Genomic DNA, 18,037 nt, shown 5'->3' on the forward strand with positions numbered 1-18,037 from the left:
CTATTAAAAACTTTTAATATAAGCTTCTAAAGAAGCTAATTCTTCATCGGTCATATTTTTAGTAATAGCAAAATTAGCTTTCATTACTTCAAACTGAGAAGGATCTACAATTGGTTCTGCTTCTCCTTTTAAAAAGGTAATAATATTGCCGTTTTTTTCGGTATATATTTTTGAAATTTCTTTTAAGCTAGGCCCAATTACTTTATTTTCAGGTTGATGACATGCCGAACAAGTTCCTTTTCCTTCAAATAATTTTTGTCCTTCTTCTACTAATGGATTTACGTCTTTAACCGATTCCTCTGTTACCGAAACTGATTCTACTTCTTTTGATTTTCCAAATGGCTCTTCTTCTTTTTTGCCTCCGCAACTTACTAAAACTAAAATCGCCAAACTAAAAACTAATTTTTTCATTATTTAAAATTTATTTAGATGTAACAACACTTATCAAATCGTCAATTCGAGTATTTTTTGATTTCAAAAAAATTATCGAGAATAGATTTAATTTTTCTTTGTTCTCGATACACTTCGCTACTCGAACTGACGAAAAAAAGAAACTTTCCAAAGATATTATCTTTATTGAAATCTATTGGTGACAAATGTCACATTTATCAAAATTGCGAATTGTTAATAAATATTGTTGATAAAATTTTGCAGAACTTATTGTTTCATTAATTTTGTCTTTATGATGTTAGAAAAATACATATCCGATTTACTATATCGCTATCAGTGTGTTACAGTTCCTGGCTTTGGTGCTTTTATTACCGAAAATGTTTCGGCACAAATAAATGGAAGCGCTGCTACATTTTTACCACCAAGAAAAGTAATTACTTTTAATGCAAACATTAAAAACAACGATGGTTTGTTAGCAAATCATGTAGCTTCTAATGAAAATGTAAGCTTCGAGGTGGCTTTAAACAAAATTCAAGTTGAAGTTACAAATTGGATTGCCGAATTAAATCAGCGTAACACCATTACATTAAAAAATATTGGTGCTATTGCTACAATTGGAGATGAAAAAACTTGGGTTTTTGAACCTTCAAATACGACTAATTTCTTAGTGAGTTCTTTTGGTTTAAACCAATTAGTTTCACCTGAAATTAAGCGTGAAGTAATTGTTTTTGAACCTAAGTTAACTGAAGTTGTAATAGAAAACGAACCTATTTCAATTGCTCCCATTCCTGAAATTAAAAGAGATTATTCTTATTTAAAATACGCTGCTTCTTTTGCATTGTTTGTTACTGTTGGTTTATTTAGCTATAAGTTCTACAACGATGACCAAGTAGCGAAACAAACTTTATTAGTTCAAAAAAATGTACAAAATAAAGTACACGAGCAAATTCAACAAGCTACATTTTTTATTGAAACTCCAAATGTTGCTGTGGAATTACCAATTACTGAAGAAAAGTTGCCTTATCATTTAATTGCTGGTGCTTTTAGAAGTGATGAAAATGCTGATAAAGCAGTAAACTTACTAGTTGCTCAAGGTTATAAATCGGAAAAATTACCAATTAATAAATATGGTTTAATTCCTGTAACCTATGGAAGTTTCAAATCGCTAGAAGAAGCTCAAGTAGAAAAACAAAAGATAAGACAAGAAACCAACACTGATGCTTGGTTATTGATAGAATAAAGAATCCCAATTTTTGGGATTTTTTTATGTCTAATTTTTAAAAAGGCTTTTTTTATCTTTGCATAAAACTTGAAAACAATGCAACCAAAATTTCCTTCCGACTCTTTAACTGTTTTAACCGACTTAGTATTACCAGGAGAAACAAATCCATTGAACAACCTTTTTGGTGGTGAATTATTAGCACGTATGGACAGAGCTGCAAGTATTACGGCTCGTAGACATTCACGCAGAGTTTGTGTTACAGCATCTGTAAATCACGTGGCTTTTAATAGAGCCATTCCACTAGGAAGCGTAGTTACTGTAGAATCTAAAGTTTCTAGAACTTTCAATTCTTCAATGGAAATTTATATCGATGTTTGGATTGAAGATCGCGAATCAGGAATCAAAAATAAAGCAAACGAAGGTATTTATACTTTTGTAGCGGTAGATGAAACAGGAAGACCTGTTGCAGTTCCACCAATTGAACCACAAACCGATTTAGAAAAAGAACGTTTTGCGGCAGCTTTAAGAAGAAAACAACTAAGTTTAGTTTTAGCTGGCAAAATGAAAGCTAGTGAAGCTACAGAATTAAAAGCTTTGTTTGCGTAAATATTCATAAAAAAGACAAGTTTTAAACTTGTCTTTTTTTTATGTTACAAAATTATATTCGGGATAAGTTTCTTCTAAATATTTTCCGGCTTTCGACGGAATTTCAAATAGCATTATATATTCTATTAAATAAAGAAAAATTGTTATTGAACTAATAACTAATGCTTTTAAATTTCCAATATTTTCAAAATCTACATTAATAATTAATTGCAATGGCAAATAACTTAATCCTGCAAAAGTACTGTAACCAAAAATAATATCTTTTAACAACCATTTTTTACCCGATTCCTTTGTTTGTTTTTTCGATTTTCTTTTTTGAATAAGTAAACCAATCCAAAAAGTTATAATAACTCCAAATATTAAAGTAGTTGAAATTAATTCAGCGTATTTAAAGTTTTTAAGCATTAAAAATAAGCTTCCTATTAAAGAAAACGTGATTATTATTTTTGGAACAGAAAAGAAATCTTTAAAATGTCCCCAAATAATTTTATTGTATTTTTTATTTAACGCAGCTTGACGTTTTTCAACTACATCCATAAACCCAAAAACACCAAATTTTTTAAATTCTATTTGTAAAGCTTCTTCGAAATGTACATTCGGATTTTCGTACCATTGTTGTTCAATTGCATTTGCTAAATGATCAACTAACTCTGTTTGCAAATCATACCATTCCACGTAATGTTGGCGTGTAAATTGGTATAAACGTTCTATTTGTTCTGGTGTGATTTTCATTGTAAAAGAAGTTTATTCTTTTTATTAAATTTTAAAATTTCATTTATAAAATAAATGATATAAGCAAATAACAAATAAAAGAAAATTGCAACAACTATACTTGAAGGAGCTTCTTTATCAAAACCATTAAAAAAAAATATCTGAGCATAATACAATAAAGCCAAGACTCCTCCCACTTTTTCAATCACAAAAAACCTTTCTTTTAAATAAATATAAAAATAAAAGAGTTGAAAAAGTGCTATGCTTAAAATTGAAACTAAAAACAAATTATTGATGGTAAAAGATTCATTCAAATAATCGGCAACTTCAACTTTTTTAAATAAAATAACCAAAAGCAAAAGCAAAATTAGCATATATGGTTTTGTAATAAATATTAAAAAGCTTTTTATTACTGACCAAGAATATGAAACATTCGTACCATCTTTGTTTCCTTTCAATATCCCTTTCTTATTCAAAACCATGTAACTTTTAAAAGCATCGTAAAAATCTAAATTTTCAGCTTCCATTTTTTGTTCTACTGCCGTTGCTACATGGTCGAGCATTTCCATACGAATGTCGTAATAAATGACTTCGCTGTTTTTTAAATAATTGTCTATGAATTTTATGTTTTCTTTACTTAATTGCATCTTAGTAACTCAATTTAGAATTAACAATAGTTTGCATGTTTTGGATAAATTCTTCTAATTCCGCTAAACGGTTTACGGTTTCTGTAGTACCCTTTTCGGTAAGTTTATAATACTTTCTTAATCGATTATCTACTTTTTCCACCTCAACATCAAGCAAACCCTCTGCTTCTAATTTATGTAAAGCAGGATATAAAGCACCTTCAGTAATGTTTAATTCGCCTTTTGTAATTTCTTTTACTTTTTGTGTAATCTCATAACCATACATTCTGCCATTTTCTTCCAAAAGTTTCATGATTATGGTATTTAAACTTCCTTTATATAATTGAGAATTTTTCATAACCCTAATAATTTCAAAACAAATATATGCATAATATTCTTATGTATAGTATTCTTAAGTATATCTTTTTAAAGTCTTTCTTCTATCTTCTTTTCTCTATTTTCTAAAGAATAACGTATTTTTGTAAAAATGTTTTAAAAATGTCACAATTTTATAAATTACACATAAAAGAAGTAAGAAGAGAAACGCCAAATACTGTTTCTGTAGCTTTTACAATTCCACTAGAATTTCAAGATTTTTATAAGTTTACTGCTGGTCAATATGTTACTTTAAAACTAACATTAGACGGAGAAGAAATCCGTAGAGCTTATTCTATTTGTTCTTCACCCAATAGCGGAGAACTTCGAGTAGCAATTAAAGCTGTTCCAAAAGGTAAATTTTCGCAATTTGCAAACAAACAATTACAAGCTGGTCATGTTTTAGATGTAAGTGTTCCTGAAGGAAAATTTATTTTCGAACCTAAAGACAAACAAAGAAGTATTGCCTTATTTGCTGCAGGAAGTGGTATAACTCCTATTTTATCTATTGCAAAAAGTATTTTAGAAGACGAAAGCAATAGTACTGTTTTATTAGTTTATGGAAACAAATCTGTTGAAGAAACTATTTTTCATCAAGAAATTCAAGATTTACAACAAAAATATATGGGTCGCCTAATTGTAGAATATGCTTTTACAGCAAAACCATCAGGTGATTCTTATTTCGGAAGAATTGATAAATCTATCGTTAACAATGTTCTTTTCAACAAGCACAATGAAATTACTTTTGACAAATTCTATGTTTGTGGTCCGGAAGAAATGATTAACACTGTAAGCAATACTTTAAAAGAACACAATGTCTTAGAAAAAGATATTAAGTTCGAATTATTTACTACTTCGAGTTCTTCTGAAAAAGAAATTGAAACAGGTAACGGTCACACAAAAATTAAAGTAATTTGTGATGGCGACGAACAAGAATTTGAAATGAGCCAAAAGCAAACAGTTTTAGAAGCTTCATTAAAACAAGGGATTGATGTGCCATATTCTTGTCAAGGTGGAGTTTGTAGCAGTTGTATTTGTAGAGTTACAGATGGTAAAGCTGAAATGAAAAAGAATCAAATTTTAACAGATTCTGAAATTGAAGAAGGCTTAATCTTATCTTGTCAGGCTATTCCAACTACGACAAGTATTACCGTAGATTTTGATGATATTTAATAAAAAAAGGAGCTAATTAAGCTCCTTTTTTATTTTGTCTACTACTATTTCAGGCTGAATCGTTCGCATTACATCTTCATAACCTTCCACTTTTTTGTTTCCATAAACAGATGTTGGCAATAACGGATATTGAGTTCTATCAGCAGTTATACAAAAATCATCGGGTTGATTAAAAGGTTTAAAGCCAGCATACGGATGTGTAGCACCCCAAAGTGTGATTACTTTTACACCTAACATGGCAGCAATATGAGCATTTCCACTATCCATAGAAAGCATTACATCTAAATTAGAAATCAAATCTAATTCTTGTTGAAACTTCAATTTTCCGGCAACTACTATAACATTTTTATGTTGGTTTTGAAACTGATTTAATTTTTGAATTTCGGCTTCGCCTCCACCAAATAAGAAGATTTTTTGGTTTTTATTTTCAGCCAAAGCATCAATTACTTCTTGCATTAAATCCAATGGATACACTTTACTTTCATATTGTGCAAAAGGTGCAATTCCAATCTTAATTCCTGAGAAATCAGGAATCTCATTTCCAAATAATTTACTAATAATTTCCTCAGTTAATTTTGCCTTTTCAGGAAATATTGGATTTTCTAAAGAAAGAGAAAAACCTAATTTATCAAAGGTTTCCACATGTCTTTCAAACATCGATTTCACCGGAGCAAAAACTTTATTTTCCGCTCGCGTTAATGCTTTTTTATCGGCTCTGCCTTTATCGGTTGCGGCTACTTTTTTTCCACTCAAAGCAAATAACGTTCGTACGACTTTTGATCGCAATACATTGTGCAAATCGGCAACGGCATTAATCTTAAATTGCTTTACGTCTGAAAACAATCGCAACAAACCTAGAAATCCTTTGTGCCGTTCTTTTAAATCCACTCCAAAAAAAGTAACATTGGAAATTCCGTTAAAAAAAGGCGCAAAAAAGGGTCGAGAAACCACGGTAATTTTGACTTCAGGATATTGCAAAGAAAAAGCTCTCAACACGGGAACTGTCATTGCGACATCACCCATAGCCGAGAGCCTCATAACTAAAATGTGCTTTGGCTTAGCCATTCACTTATTTCTTATTTTGATACAACACCGGATTTAATTCCTCGTCGTTGTACATTTTCATTTGTTTGTACACTTTCATGTATTTGTCACCGGCTTCAATATCTTCGATTAATTGCGAAATTGAAGTAAACATATCGTTCTTTTGATCTAATAATACATTTAATTTTTCTTGACATTTTGCTCTGTGCTCAGCTGTTGCTTCTGCACGAGTTGCCTCTTCGTTCATGTGGTAAATTTTCAAAGCCAAAATTGACAAACGATCAATTGCCCAAGCCGGACTTTCTGTATTGATTTTTGCATCGGGTTTTACCTGAACGTCTGCATATTTTTGAAGAAAATAACTATCGATATATTCTACCATATCCGTACGAACTTGGTTAGAAGCATCAATTTTACGTTTTAAATCTAATGCCGCTACCGGATCGATTTGTGGATCACGAATAATGTCTTCATAATGCCACTGTACCGTGTCTACCCAGTTTTTTGCGTAAAGCAAATATTCAATGGTTCCTTTCTCATAAGGATTCTTTACAGGTTGATACACATCGTCAATTATATGATAATCTTTAATAGCTTGTTCAAAGATGGGAAAAGCAAATTCTGCAAACATGATTTTAAATTTTATTTACAAATATAGTTTTTATACTTTTATCCTAGAAACATTTCATAACATTTGACAGATGCATATTCATTATATTTCAGAGGAAAACAGTATTTTAAATCATTTTTTAACGCAATTGCGCGATGTAAACATTCAAAAAGATAGTATGCGTTTTCGTAAAAACATAGAACGCATAGGCGAAATTATGGCTTACGAATTGAGTAAAACTTTAGAATACAAAAATATTGATGTTCAAACGCCATTAGGAATTAAACACACCACAACTATTGCTGAACCTGTTGTTTTGTGCTCCATTTTAAGAGCTGGTTTGGCTTTGCACCAAGGTTTTATGAACTTTTTTGACGATGCTGAAAACGGATTTGTATCGGCTTATCGTCATCATTACAACAACGATGATAAATTTGAAATTTTAGTAGAATATCAAGCTGCTCCATCGTTTGAAGGTAAAAATTTAATTTTAATTGACCCAATGTTAGCAACAGGACAATCTTTAGTTGCAGTTTTGAATCAGTTGCATTTAGAACAAAAACCTAAAGAAATTCATATTGCTGTTGTGATTGCTGCACCAGAAGGCATTGCTTTTCTTGAAGAAAACCTTCCTGAAAATTGTCATTTGTGGGTTGCCGCTTTAGACGAAAAACTAAATGAAAAAAAATACATAGTTCCCGGACTAGGCGATGCAGGCGATTTAGCTTACGGAAGCAAATTATAAAGCCATAACAAAAAAGAATAATCCTAATACAAATAATGCAATTAAGATTATTTCTTTAAGGACTTTGTTTTGAAGTCCGTCAAAAAAGTTTCCTCCCATAACTGCAAGTGGAGCAAAACTAAACAATAAACAACTGTTATTTTTATTAGCAGATAAAACATAAATGAATACCCCAAGTACAAACGAAAAAATTACTTTCTTAAATGAAGATTGTAAGTTAAGTGGTTTTGATGCTTGGGTTAAATTCATATTGATGAAAAACAACAACGCCACCGAAACATAAATTGACAAGGCTATATTTTGATAAACCGTTTCAAAATATGTAAAATCGAAACTTAGATAAGATTGTTCCATTAAATGAGAAAACAATTTATTATCGAAAGCTATATTCACGGCAAAAAACAAAACAGTAACCGAAAACAAAGCGATAAAAGGAATTAACCAATTTTTAAAATCTCTTGAAACGTGAAGTATAATCGAAATAAAAACTAAAAGAATATAACTAATACTCCAGAAGTGGAATAACGCTGCCACAAAAATCCAAAAGGAAGCATCAAAAATCTTTTCTTTAGTACTAATCATTGATCTTAGTGAAACCAATCTTCTTAATGCTAATAACAGAAAGAAATTAGAAATTAATACTTCTCCGTTTTGAAATGTCTTCGGAAAAAATAACAAAAAGATAAAATATAATAATACTGCAAAGTTATTGTTCTTAGTTAAAGTGTTTCTTAGTGTAACGAAATTAACTAGTGCCAATGAAGCTACATTAATACCAAAATACACAATAAAATATGCAATGGAAATTAATCCATTACTAAACAATCCGTTAAGAAAAAAATAGGCGAATTGGGCTAGTAATAGCAATATTGCTATTATTAAATAATTTAATGGACGAGTTTTGTCAAAAATACTTGTAATCATCAGGATATTTTATATTTTTGTGGTGTAAATATAATACTTTATCAAGATGAAATCATTTTTTGAAGCTATACAATCACTTTTTGTTGATTTTTTATTCTTACCGTTTGATGCATTAAGAAATTTAGAATTAACAAATTGGTGGGGTGCCAATTTTTTAAATTGGATTTTTATTATCATTTGCTGTGGAGCTTTAGTGTATTGGTTAAAACAACTTAATATTTTTAAAGCGAATAATGAAGACGATGATAATACTACTTCACATTCTTTCTTGAAATAATTTTGAATTTATAATATAAAAAAGCGCTAAATAAAATTTAGCGCTTTTTGTTTTTGTAATCTTTTGACTATAAGTCGAAACCAATATCTTTTCTAAAGTACATTTTATCGAAAGCAATTTTGTCAATACTTTGATACGATTGTGCAATAGCTTCTTGATACGTTGAACCGTAAGACGTAACCGCTAAAACACGTCCGCCACTAGTTACTACTTCGTCATCTTTTAAAGCAGTTCCCGCGTGGAAAACTATCGAATTCGTTACGTTTTCAATTCCCGTAATTACTTTTCCTTTTTCATAATCTTCTGGATATCCACCTGAAACCATCATGATGGTCGTAGCAGCTCTTTCGTCAATTTCTAAAGCAACTTTGTCTAATTCTTGTTTAGCCATTGCTTCAAAAATTTCAACTAAATCGCTTTTTAAACGCGGCATAACCACTTCAGTTTCCGGATCACCCATACGAACGTTGTACTCAATTACAAACGGATCATCGCCAACTTTAATCAATCCAATGAACACAAATCCTGTGTAATCGATATTGTCTTTTTGCAAACCAGCAACTGTTGGTTTTACCACTCTATCTTCAATTTTAGCTAAAAATTCAGGTGTTGCAAACGGAACTGGAGAAACTGCTCCCATTCCACCGGTGTTTAAACCTGTATCGCCTTCGCCAATTCTCTTGTAATCTTTTGCTGTTGGTAAAATTTTATACGATTTGCCATCTGTTAACACGAAACAACTTAATTCGATTCCGCTTAAGAATTCTTCGATAACCACTTTCGCACTTGCTGAACCAAATTTAGCATCGACCAACATATTTTTTAATTCGTCCTTTGCTTCTGCCAAATCATTTAAAATCAAAACACCTTTTCCTGCCGCTAAACCATCAGCTTTTAAAACATAAGGCGCGCTTAATGTTTCAAGAAAAGCATAGCCTTTTTCAACCGTTTCAGCAGTAAAACTTTCGTAACGAGCCGTTGGGATATTGTGTTTTACCAAAAATTCTTTCGCAAACTCTTTACTTCCTTCTAATTGCGCTCCGTATTTTGAAGGTCCAATAACAGGAATGGAAGCCAACTCAGCATCGTTTTTGAAAAAATCAAACACTCCATTTACCAAAGGATCTTCTGGTCCTACCACCACCATTTCGATTTTTTCTGTTAAAACCAATTGTTTTACCGCTTCAAAATCGTTTGGATTAAGCGCAACATTTTTAGCTATTTGTGCTGTTCCTGCATTTCCTGGCGCAACAAAAAGTCGGCTGCATTTATCGCTTTGTAACATTTTCCAAGCCAATGCATGCTCGCGACCTCCAGAACCTAAAAGAAGAATATTCATGTGTTGTGTTGTTTTTTTATCTGAATGATTCAGATAATGTTGTTAATTCTCTGCAAAAATACATTTTCTAAAGAAGAAAGAGAAAAGAATTTTTTTGCCATAATTTTTATATTTTTGGGCAAACCCTAAGCTATGCTGAAATTATTTGATCTAAGCTTACAATTAAACGGCTTTCCTATTGCCAAAGCAAAAGAAGAATTTGCAGCATTTGCGGCAGTTTCAGCAGAAGATTATCCGGAATTTATTGAAAAACGAAAACAAGCAATTGTCGATTTTCATTTGAAGTACAATACTTTCTATCGCAATTTAGTTGGAAACGAAACCTTTACTTCCTGGAACAATTTACCGGTTGTAACAAAAAAACATTTGCAAAAACCTTTATCAGAAAGACTTTCGGAAGGTTATACCGAAAAAACAGTTTTTGTGAATAAAACTTCTGGTTCCAGTGGCGATCCTTTTGTATTTGCTAAAGACAAACATTCGCATGCTTTAACTTGGGCGTCCAATAGCTATCGTTTTGGTTGGTTTGACATCGATTTTAATTCGTCTTATCAAGCGCGATTTTATGGAATTCCTTTGGATAAAGTGGGCTATTACAAAGAGCGATTTAAAGACATTTTGAGCCACCGCTATCGTTTCCCTATTTTTGATTTATCGGATAAAGTTTTGGAAGGCGTTTTGGAACATTTTAAAACCAAAAAATTCGACTACATCAATGGTTATACGAGTTCGATAGTTTTGTTTGCCAAGTTTTTACAACAGCGCAACATTATTTTAACGGATGTTTGTCCGACTTTAAAAGTTTGCATGGTGACTTCCGAAATGTTGTTTGAAGAAGATAAAAAGTTGCTAGAAACCTATTTAGGAATTCCTATTGTAAACGAATATGGCGCTTCGGAATTGGATTTAATTGCGTTTCAAAATCCGCAAGGCGAATGGCAAGTGAACAGCGAAACTTTATTCGTAGAAATTTTAGACGAAAATAACCAGCCGGTTCCAAATGGCACGGAAGGAAAAGTAGTCATCACTTCGTTAGACAATAAAGCGCATCCGTTTATTCGTTATGAAATAGGCGACGTGGGAATTTTGGACGAAAGAAGCACCGCTAAAAAACCGATTCTAAAAAAATTAGTCGGAAGAACCAGTGATATCGCTTTGCTTCCTAGCGGAAAAAAATCGCCCGGACTGACTTTTTACTACGTAACCAAAAGCATTATTGAAGACGACGGAAACGTGAAAGAATTTATTGTGCGCCAAAAAACATTGGATTCTTTCGATATTGATTATGTAAGTGAAAACGAATTGACTTTGGAACAAATAGCCGAAATTGAGAAAGCCATTGCCAAATACTTAGAACCCGGATTGCATTTTACCTACAACCGAAAAGACGTTTTGAAACGAACTGCTAGAGGAAAACTGAAACAATTTCAATCGGATTTATAGTTAGATTGTTTTTGTAAAACGCGGTTTAATCAACAATTGGTGAACCAAAAACAAGGCAGTATTAAACGCAGCTTTCAACGGATGATTCTCGTGAAAATTTCTGTAAATAGCATAATTGTATTGAATCAACTTTACTTTGGAAGACGAAACCGAATCTTTTCGCACGCGATAAAAAGCCAAACTTTCAGGAACCGGTTTTACCGTTTTAATTTTTTGTACCAAAGTCAGCCACAAAATCCAGTCTTGACGTTTTTTGATACTTGAAATGGGAATTTTACCAAAAAAATCTACCGAATAAATTCCGGTTAAGTTTCCAATCCAATTGCAGTAAAACAATTGATTATACGAAACTTCTAAGGGTGCCGTAATTTGTTTGTGTAAACTCTTACCTTCTTCATCTATTTGTTCGTAAAAAGAAAACGTCATCGGAAGGTTTTCATCTTCCATAAATTGCAATTGTTTAGCCAACTTTTGGGGTTTCCACACATCATCGGCATCGAGAAAAGCGATATAATTTCCTTTTGCTTGTTGAATGGCAAAATTTCGAGCCACACCCGGTCCAAAGTTTTGATCTAATTTAAAGCATTTTATTCTAGAATCAGAAATCGAATGGATTAGTTCCCAAGTGGCATCCGACGAACAATCGTCTACCAAAATCAGTTCCCAATGAGTATACGTCTGCTCTAAAACAGATTGAATGGTTTGAAGAATAAATTGTTCCGCATTAAACGTTGGCGTTATGATAGAAACCAATTTCATTAGTATGCTTTTTCTTCTCCTTTAAAAATATTTATAACCGTTTGGATAATAATCTTAATATCTAGAATAAATGACCAGTTTTCAATATAAAAAACATCATATTTAATTCTGTTAATCATATCATCGTCAGTTTCAATTTCTCCTCTACATCCTTTTACTTGAGCGAGTCCTGTAATACCGGGTTTAACATGATGTCTTATCATGTATTTTTTGATTCTTTTTCCATAGTTTTTATTCTGCGTCCAAAGATGAGGTCTAGGTCCCACAATAGACATATCCCCTAAAAGAACATTGAAAAATTGTGGTAATTCATCAATACTAGTTTTTCTAATAAACTTACCAATTCTAGTGACTCTAGGATCATTTCTAGACGCTTCTTTTTCGGTAGTAACATTCAATTGCATTGATCTAAACTTGTAACAAAAGAATTCTTTTTCTCCTATTCCAGGTCTACTCTGTTTGAAAAAAATTGGACCCCTAGATTCTAAAAGAATTAACAAACCTAAAATTGGTGTTAACCATGATAATAGAAATATTATAACAAATAATGAGAATAAAACATCAAAAGTTCTCTTAAATAAATTTGTATAATAAGAATCAAGAGGTGATTTTCTTATAGATAATATTGGAAACATTTCGAAATGATTCACTCTCATATTTTTTGAGAAAATTATCTTCGTATCGGGAATAAACTTTATTTCTATTTTATTGTCGTCACAAAAATCGATTAAATCTTTTTGTTGGTCATTTGTTAACTCACCTATAGAACAAAATATCTCATCAATTTTTTGTTCCAAAACAAATTCTCTAACATTGTTTATCTTCCCAATGACTAATTCATTTTGTTTTTTATCTGAAAAAAATCCTTTAAATGTATAACCATAATCGGCTCTAGTTTCAAGGATGTTTTTTAAATCTATTGTTTTGGTGTTATACCCTACTATAACTACTTTTCTTAAATTATTACCTGTTAAAATTCTATATTTTTTTAAATAATAAAATAAGGCGGTTTTAAAAATGATTATAAAAGATGTGAGCGTAATAAAATACCAAGCAGTTGCCCTTCCACTAAAAATTGCTGATTTATAAAAGGGAAAAATTGCTATAGTCAACAATAAAAAAATTACAACTTGTTTCGCAATTTTACCTAAGATTTCTGTATAAGGTGTAAAACGAAAAATTTCATAAAACTTTACAAAAAAGGATAAAATTGTCCAACTCAAAAACAAGTATAAACCAAAATATAAATCATTTATATGTAATTTATCCTTATAAAAAATGGAAAAAGAATAAGTATTATACTTACATCAAGCAAATAACTTATTGTTCTCAAATATTTGGAATACCTTTTTTGCACTTAAAAACTAGTGTATATAATTTGCAAAATCTTTATGTTCTTCTTTTGCTAACTCTTCAGGAGACAAAGATTTAAAATATTCATAAGTTAAACGCATACCTTCAGCTCTACCAACTTTAGATTCCCAACCTAGAATTTCTTTGGCTTTGTCAATATTTGGTTGACGTTGCATTGGGTCATCTTTTGGCAATGGTTTATAAATAATTTTCTGATTAGTTCCTGTTAATTTGATAATTTCTTCAGCAAAATCTTTAATTGTGATTTCATCAGGATTCCCGATATTCACTGGTAAATGATAATCAGAATGTAACAACCTAAAAATTCCTTCTACTTGATCATCAACATAGCAAAAAGAACGCGTTTGACTTCCATCTCCAAAAACGGTTAAATCTTCTCCACGTAATGCTTGTCCAATAAATGCAGGAATTACGCGTCCATCATTTAATCGCATTCTTGGTCCATATGTATTAAAAATACGAACGATTCTCGTTTCTAAACCATGAAAAGTATGATATGCCATAGTTATTGCTTCCTGATAGCGCTTCGCTTCATCATAAACCCCTCTTGGTCCAATTGTATTTACGTTTCCATAATAATCTTCTGTTTGAGGATGAATAAGTGGATCTCCATACACTTCCGATGTTGATGCAATTAAAATTCTTGCCTTTTTAACACGAGCCAATCCTAATAAATTATGAGTTCCCATTGCCCCTACTTTTAAGGTTTGAATAGGAATTTTTAAATAATCAATTGGACTTGCTGGTGAAGCAAAGTGTAATATGTAATCTAATTTACCAGGTACATGTACAAATTTTGTTACATCATGATGATAAAATTCGAAATTTTTCTCCTTAAATAAATGTGAAATATTTTTTAAATCTCCAGTAATAAGATTGTCCATTCCTATTACATAATATCCTTCAGCTATAAAACGATCACATAAATGTGAGCCTAAAAAACCCGCCGCACCTGTTATTAATATTCTTTTCATTGTAGACTTTTCTTTGTATTTGAAATTGCAAACAAACAATAAAAAACAGTAAAAAATACTATTCCTCTTTGTCTCCACAAAAATGATTCCGTCAAAAATAAACTTATCATTAGAAATGTGAAAGAAATGTGAATAAAATCTTTGGCTTTAAATGCAGTTTTTAAAGAAAAGAACAAAATAAGCACTAAAAGTGAAAAACCAATAAAGCCTAATTCTGCAAAAATTTGGAGATATTGATTGTGAAAATTTTTCTTTTGATAACCCTCATGATTGACATCGCCTAAAAAAACATTGTGTTCTACTCCTTTTTCTTCAATTTTGATGTTAGACGCATTAAATCCAAATCCTTTCCAGAAAACAGAGTTTTCTTCAAATAATTCTAAGAACACTCTAAATTGGTATATTCTAAAAGCAGTTCCTGGAAAAAAATCTTTTTGTGAAAAAGTTTTATTATTCCAAGCTTCATACATAGTAATTTTTTTTTCAAAATCATCTGATTTTGTAATTACATTATGCCCTATTCCCTTTTCAGTATTATTTTTAAATTCTAGTTCAACAAATGCTTCAATTTTTTTGTAAAATAAAAAAGAAATAAAAATTGTTAAAACAAGAATGCTGTTTCTTAAACGTAGCTTATTTGCAAACTTTGAATAAAAAAAGTAATAGATTAAACTTAAAACCAATGAAATTATTAAAACATTTGTAGAAGAAAGCAATACTAAAAAAGTAATAGAATTAGCAATACAATTTTTTCATGTTTAAATTTCTCTTGTTTGGTTATAAAATAAAAGTAGGCAATCGCTATAAAAACAGACACATGAATAGCATTCATTTCTTTTGGAACAATTCCAGTATCTGAATTATATTCACCATGACTAAAAAAAACTGAAGTGGTATTGTAAATAAAGAATCTAATTACAGCTCTTATTAAGAAAAGTACTGAAAAAGCAACGGCTGTATAAGAATAAACCTTAAGAACTGAATCTCTTAAGTTATAACTATAGTTTTTAGCAACTAAAAATAATAAAGGGATAATTAATAAAAAAATAGTTCTGGGAATAGACTCTAAAGTTAATTTGGGTTGGATACTCCAAAAGTATGACCCAACAATCCAAAAAAATAATAAAATGGGTAGGATTAAAAGCTTATTCCAAACTATAGGTTTCTTAAAAAAAACAATAGTATAAATAAAACTAATCAATACAGCTAAATTACTTGCAGGAATGGGCAAAAAAACCGAAATAGCTAAAAAAATAACTAATAAGCTTAATTTACTTTGATTTCTTAAAAATAGAACAATACTATTTAGCATATTTTTTATTCAATATTGTGCAATTTAAGTATTTTTTACATTATAATAATTACATTTTAAATATCTAAAAGTTATATTTGTAGCCTTATAATATTTATACATAAAATGAAAGTAGCATTAATTACTGGAATAAATGGTCAAGACGGTTCGTACTTGGCTGAACTATTATTAGAAAAAGGATATGAGGTTCATGGAATTATCAGAAGAAGCTCTACTTTTAATACCGAAAGAATTGAACATTTATATATAGAAGGATTATTATTAGACTTACATAAAGAGAAGAAAATAAAATTACATTACGGAGATATGACGGATTCTACAAACTTAATTCGTTTGGTACAACAAATTCGTCCTGATGAAATTTATAATTTGGCCGCTCAATCTCATGTAAAAGTATCTTTCGATATGCCAGAATATACAGCAGAAACTGATGCTGTAGGAACTTTACGTTTATTAGAAGCAATAAGAATTTGCGGTTTAACCGAAACTACTAGAATATACCAAGCTTCAACATCTGAATTATATGGTAAAGTTCAAGAAATTCCTCAAAAAGAAACCACTCCATTTTATCCAAGATCACCTTACGGTGTTGCTAAAATGTATGCCTATTGGATTACTAAAAACTACCGTGAGTCTTACAATATGTATGCTGTAAACGGAATTTTATTCAATCACGAATCAGAACGTAGAGGAGAAACTTTCGTTACCAGAAAAATTACATTAGCCGCTTCACGTATTAAGCATGGTATCCAAGAAAAATTATACTTAGGAAATCTTGATGCACTTCGCGATTGGGGATATGCAAAAGACTATGTAGAATGTATGTGGTTGATGTTACAGCAAGACACACCAGAAGATTTTGTTATAGCGACAGGAGTTCAATATTCTGTTCGTTATTTCTGTGAATTAGCTTTTAGAGAAGCAGGCATTGAAATTGAATGGAAAGGTGAAGCAGAAAATGAAAAAGGATATTGCAAAGCAACTGGAAATGTATTAATTGAAGTAGATGAAAATTACTATCGTCCTGCTGAAGTAGAAACTTTATTAGGTGATCCTACAAAAGCAAAAACTGTTCTAGGATGGAATCCAAGTAAAACTTCAATTGAAGAGTTAGTGAAAATTATGATGAAGCACGATTTAGAATACGTAAAATTACCAAGAGTATGCTAAAAACAGCTAAAATATTTGTTGCAGGTTCAAGAGGAATGGTAGGTTCTGCCATTGTTCGTAACTTAGAACAAAATGGATTTACCAATATCATTACCAAAAGTTCTAAGGAACTTGATTTAAGAAACCAACAAGCCGTTTTTGAATTTTTTGAAACGGAAAAACCAGAATTTGTTTTCTTAGCAGCTGCAAAAGTTGGCGGTATTCATGCAAATAATATTTATCCTGCTGAGTTTATTTACGACAACATGATGATTCAAAATAATGTTATTCATGCTGCCTATTTGAATAAAGTTGAGAAATTATTTTTCTTAGGAAGTTCATGTATTTATCCAAAATTTGCACCCCAACCTTTAAAAGAAGAATATTTACTTACAGGAGCTTTAGAACCAACCAATGAAGCGTATGCTATTGCAAAAATTTCTGGTTTGAAAATGTGTGAGTTTTACAAAAAACAATACGGTTGTAATTTTATATCGGCTATGCCAACTAACTTGTATGGTATAAACGATAATTTCAATTTACAGAATTCGCACGTATTACCTGCTTTACTTCGCAAATTCATTGAAGCGAAACAAAATAATTCATCAGAAGTTGTTGTTTGGGGTTCTGGAACACCCATGCGCGAATTTTTATTTGTAGATGATTTAGCAGAAGCTTGTGTCTTCTTAATGCAAAACTATAACGACGCTGAAACCGTAAACATTGGTACAGGCGAAGATGTTACTATTAAAGAATTAGCAGAAACTATTAAAAAAACTGTTGGTTTTGCAGGAGAATTAGTTTTTGATGCTACGAAACCTGATGGAACACCAAGAAAATTATTAGATGTTTCTAAGATTAATAATTTGGGCTGGAAACACAAAGTAAACTTACAACAAGGCATTGAAAAAACCTTAGATTGGGTTACAGAAAACGATTTTGAAATGTTTACATAATTAAATAAAAAAGGCTAGAAAATTCTAG

Annotated in this window: 21 protein-coding genes; 8 read left to right on the forward strand and 13 right to left on the reverse strand. The window is 31.0% G+C overall.

Annotated elements, in window-relative coordinates; genetic code table 11:
- Positions 1-3: 3 nt before the first annotated feature.
- On the reverse strand, positions 4-411 hold the full coding sequence (locus GCU34_RS10260) for a c-type cytochrome (RefSeq protein ID WP_072782458.1): 408 nt from the start codon (positions 409-411) through the stop codon (positions 4-6).
- 271 nt (positions 412-682) lie between these two features.
- Between GCU34_RS10260 and GCU34_RS10265 the strand changes: the two genes are divergently transcribed.
- Positions 683-1,630, forward strand: coding sequence for an HU domain-containing protein (locus tag GCU34_RS10265; protein WP_072782455.1), 948 nt, complete (start codon positions 683-685; stop codon positions 1,628-1,630).
- A gap of 78 nt (positions 1,631-1,708) precedes the next feature.
- Positions 1,709-2,218: an acyl-CoA thioesterase gene (locus GCU34_RS10270; RefSeq protein WP_072782452.1), complete on the forward strand. Its 510-nt coding sequence runs from the start codon at positions 1,709-1,711 to the stop codon at positions 2,216-2,218.
- Positions 2,219-2,257: 39 nt separating this feature from the next.
- On the opposite strand, the gene GCU34_RS10275 is transcribed toward GCU34_RS10270, so the two are convergent.
- Genes GCU34_RS10275 through GCU34_RS10285 form a run of 3 tightly spaced genes read right to left on the reverse strand, consistent with a single transcriptional unit; the run spans position 2,258 to position 3,913 of the window.
- Complete coding sequence (locus tag GCU34_RS10275; protein WP_072782449.1) at positions 2,258-2,950, reverse strand: hypothetical protein; 693 nt, start codon at positions 2,948-2,950, stop codon at positions 2,258-2,260.
- A complete protein-coding gene (locus GCU34_RS10280; RefSeq protein WP_072782445.1) occupies positions 2,947-3,576 on the reverse strand; it encodes a hypothetical protein in 630 nt (209 codons plus the stop codon). The genes GCU34_RS10275 and GCU34_RS10280 overlap by 4 nt, the downstream gene beginning before the upstream one ends.
- Before the next feature lies 1 nt (position 3,577).
- A complete protein-coding gene (locus GCU34_RS10285; RefSeq protein WP_072782442.1) occupies positions 3,578-3,913 on the reverse strand; it encodes a PadR family transcriptional regulator in 336 nt (111 codons plus the stop codon).
- A 140-nt stretch (positions 3,914-4,053) separates the two neighbouring features.
- Here GCU34_RS10285 and GCU34_RS10290 point away from each other — a divergent pair, with 140 nt between their 5' ends.
- On the forward strand, positions 4,054-5,103 hold the full coding sequence (locus tag GCU34_RS10290) for a ferredoxin--NADP reductase (RefSeq protein WP_072782440.1): 1,050 nt from the start codon (positions 4,054-4,056) through the stop codon (positions 5,101-5,103).
- A gap of 12 nt (positions 5,104-5,115) precedes the next feature.
- Here the strand turns inward: GCU34_RS10290 and GCU34_RS10295 are convergent, their stop codons facing one another.
- Both GCU34_RS10295 and GCU34_RS10300 read right to left on the reverse strand, forming a co-directional pair.
- On the reverse strand, positions 5,116-6,168 hold the full coding sequence (locus GCU34_RS10295) for a glycosyltransferase family 9 protein (protein WP_072782437.1): 1,053 nt from the start codon (positions 6,166-6,168) through the stop codon (positions 5,116-5,118).
- 4 nt (positions 6,169-6,172) lie between these two features.
- On the reverse strand, positions 6,173-6,778 hold the full coding sequence (locus GCU34_RS10300; protein WP_072782434.1) for a DUF4254 domain-containing protein: 606 nt from the start codon (positions 6,776-6,778) through the stop codon (positions 6,173-6,175).
- 70 nt (positions 6,779-6,848) lie between these two features.
- Between GCU34_RS10300 and upp the strand changes: the two genes are divergently transcribed.
- Positions 6,849-7,502, forward strand: a complete 654-nt coding sequence (upp, locus tag GCU34_RS10305; protein WP_072782432.1) for a uracil phosphoribosyltransferase — start codon at positions 6,849-6,851, stop codon at positions 7,500-7,502.
- Here the strand turns inward: upp and GCU34_RS10310 are convergent.
- The gene (locus GCU34_RS10310) at positions 7,497-8,426 is read right to left on the reverse strand and encodes a hypothetical protein (protein WP_072782430.1); all 930 of its coding nucleotides are present in this window, start codon (positions 8,424-8,426) and stop codon (positions 7,497-7,499) included. The genes upp and GCU34_RS10310 overlap by 6 nt on opposite strands.
- 46 nt (positions 8,427-8,472) lie before the next feature.
- Here GCU34_RS10310 and GCU34_RS10315 point away from each other — a divergent pair, with 46 nt between their 5' ends.
- Positions 8,473-8,703 (forward strand): DUF6341 family protein, encoded by a 231-nt coding sequence (locus tag GCU34_RS10315; RefSeq protein ID WP_072782428.1) that lies wholly within the window; start codon positions 8,473-8,475, stop codon positions 8,701-8,703.
- A gap of 67 nt (positions 8,704-8,770) precedes the next feature.
- Here the strand turns inward: GCU34_RS10315 and purD are convergent, their stop codons facing one another.
- Complete coding sequence (gene purD / locus GCU34_RS10320) at positions 8,771-10,042, reverse strand: phosphoribosylamine--glycine ligase (RefSeq protein WP_072782426.1); 1,272 nt, start codon at positions 10,040-10,042, stop codon at positions 8,771-8,773.
- Positions 10,043-10,174: 132 nt separating this feature from the next.
- Between purD and GCU34_RS10325 the strand changes: the two genes are divergently transcribed.
- The gene (locus GCU34_RS10325) at positions 10,175-11,485 is read left to right on the forward strand and encodes a phenylacetate--CoA ligase family protein (RefSeq protein ID WP_072782424.1); all 1,311 of its coding nucleotides are present in this window, start codon (positions 10,175-10,177) and stop codon (positions 11,483-11,485) included.
- Here the strand turns inward: GCU34_RS10325 and GCU34_RS10330 are convergent, their stop codons facing one another.
- The 5 genes from GCU34_RS10330 to GCU34_RS10350 form a co-directional block, all read right to left on the reverse strand.
- Positions 11,486-12,244, reverse strand: coding sequence for a glycosyltransferase family 2 protein (locus GCU34_RS10330; RefSeq protein WP_072782422.1), 759 nt, complete (start codon positions 12,242-12,244; stop codon positions 11,486-11,488). It lies immediately after the preceding gene.
- Complete coding sequence (locus GCU34_RS10335) at positions 12,244-13,467, reverse strand: undecaprenyl-phosphate glucose phosphotransferase (RefSeq protein WP_262884244.1); 1,224 nt, start codon at positions 13,465-13,467, stop codon at positions 12,244-12,246. Before GCU34_RS10335 ends, GCU34_RS10330 begins: the two co-directional genes overlap by 1 nt.
- Positions 13,468-13,608: 141 nt before the next feature.
- The gene (locus tag GCU34_RS10340; protein ID WP_072782417.1) at positions 13,609-14,592 is read right to left on the reverse strand and encodes a UDP-glucuronic acid decarboxylase family protein; all 984 of its coding nucleotides are present in this window, start codon (positions 14,590-14,592) and stop codon (positions 13,609-13,611) included.
- Complete coding sequence (locus tag GCU34_RS10345; protein ID WP_193702238.1) at positions 14,589-15,308, reverse strand: O-antigen ligase family protein; 720 nt, start codon at positions 15,306-15,308, stop codon at positions 14,589-14,591. Before GCU34_RS10345 ends, GCU34_RS10340 begins: the two co-directional genes overlap by 4 nt.
- A gap of 2 nt (positions 15,309-15,310) precedes the next feature.
- Positions 15,311-15,904, reverse strand: coding sequence for a hypothetical protein (locus GCU34_RS10350; protein WP_152378450.1), 594 nt, complete (start codon positions 15,902-15,904; stop codon positions 15,311-15,313).
- Between the two features lie 105 nt (positions 15,905-16,009).
- Between GCU34_RS10350 and gmd the strand changes: the two genes are divergently transcribed.
- Together gmd and fcl are read left to right on the forward strand one after the other, a co-directional pair.
- Positions 16,010-17,074 carry a GDP-mannose 4,6-dehydratase gene (gene gmd / locus GCU34_RS10355; RefSeq protein ID WP_072782411.1) on the forward strand — a complete coding sequence of 355 codons (1,065 nt, stop codon included), beginning with the start codon at positions 16,010-16,012 and terminating at the stop codon, positions 17,072-17,074.
- A complete protein-coding gene (gene fcl / locus GCU34_RS10360; protein ID WP_072782408.1) occupies positions 17,068-18,009 on the forward strand; it encodes a GDP-L-fucose synthase in 942 nt (313 codons plus the stop codon). Before gmd ends, fcl begins: the two co-directional genes overlap by 7 nt.
- Positions 18,010-18,037 lie beyond the last annotated feature (28 nt).

This window comes from Flavobacterium haoranii (assembly GCF_009363055.1).
Lineage (GTDB): Bacteria > Bacteroidota > Bacteroidia > Flavobacteriales > Flavobacteriaceae > Flavobacterium > Flavobacterium haoranii.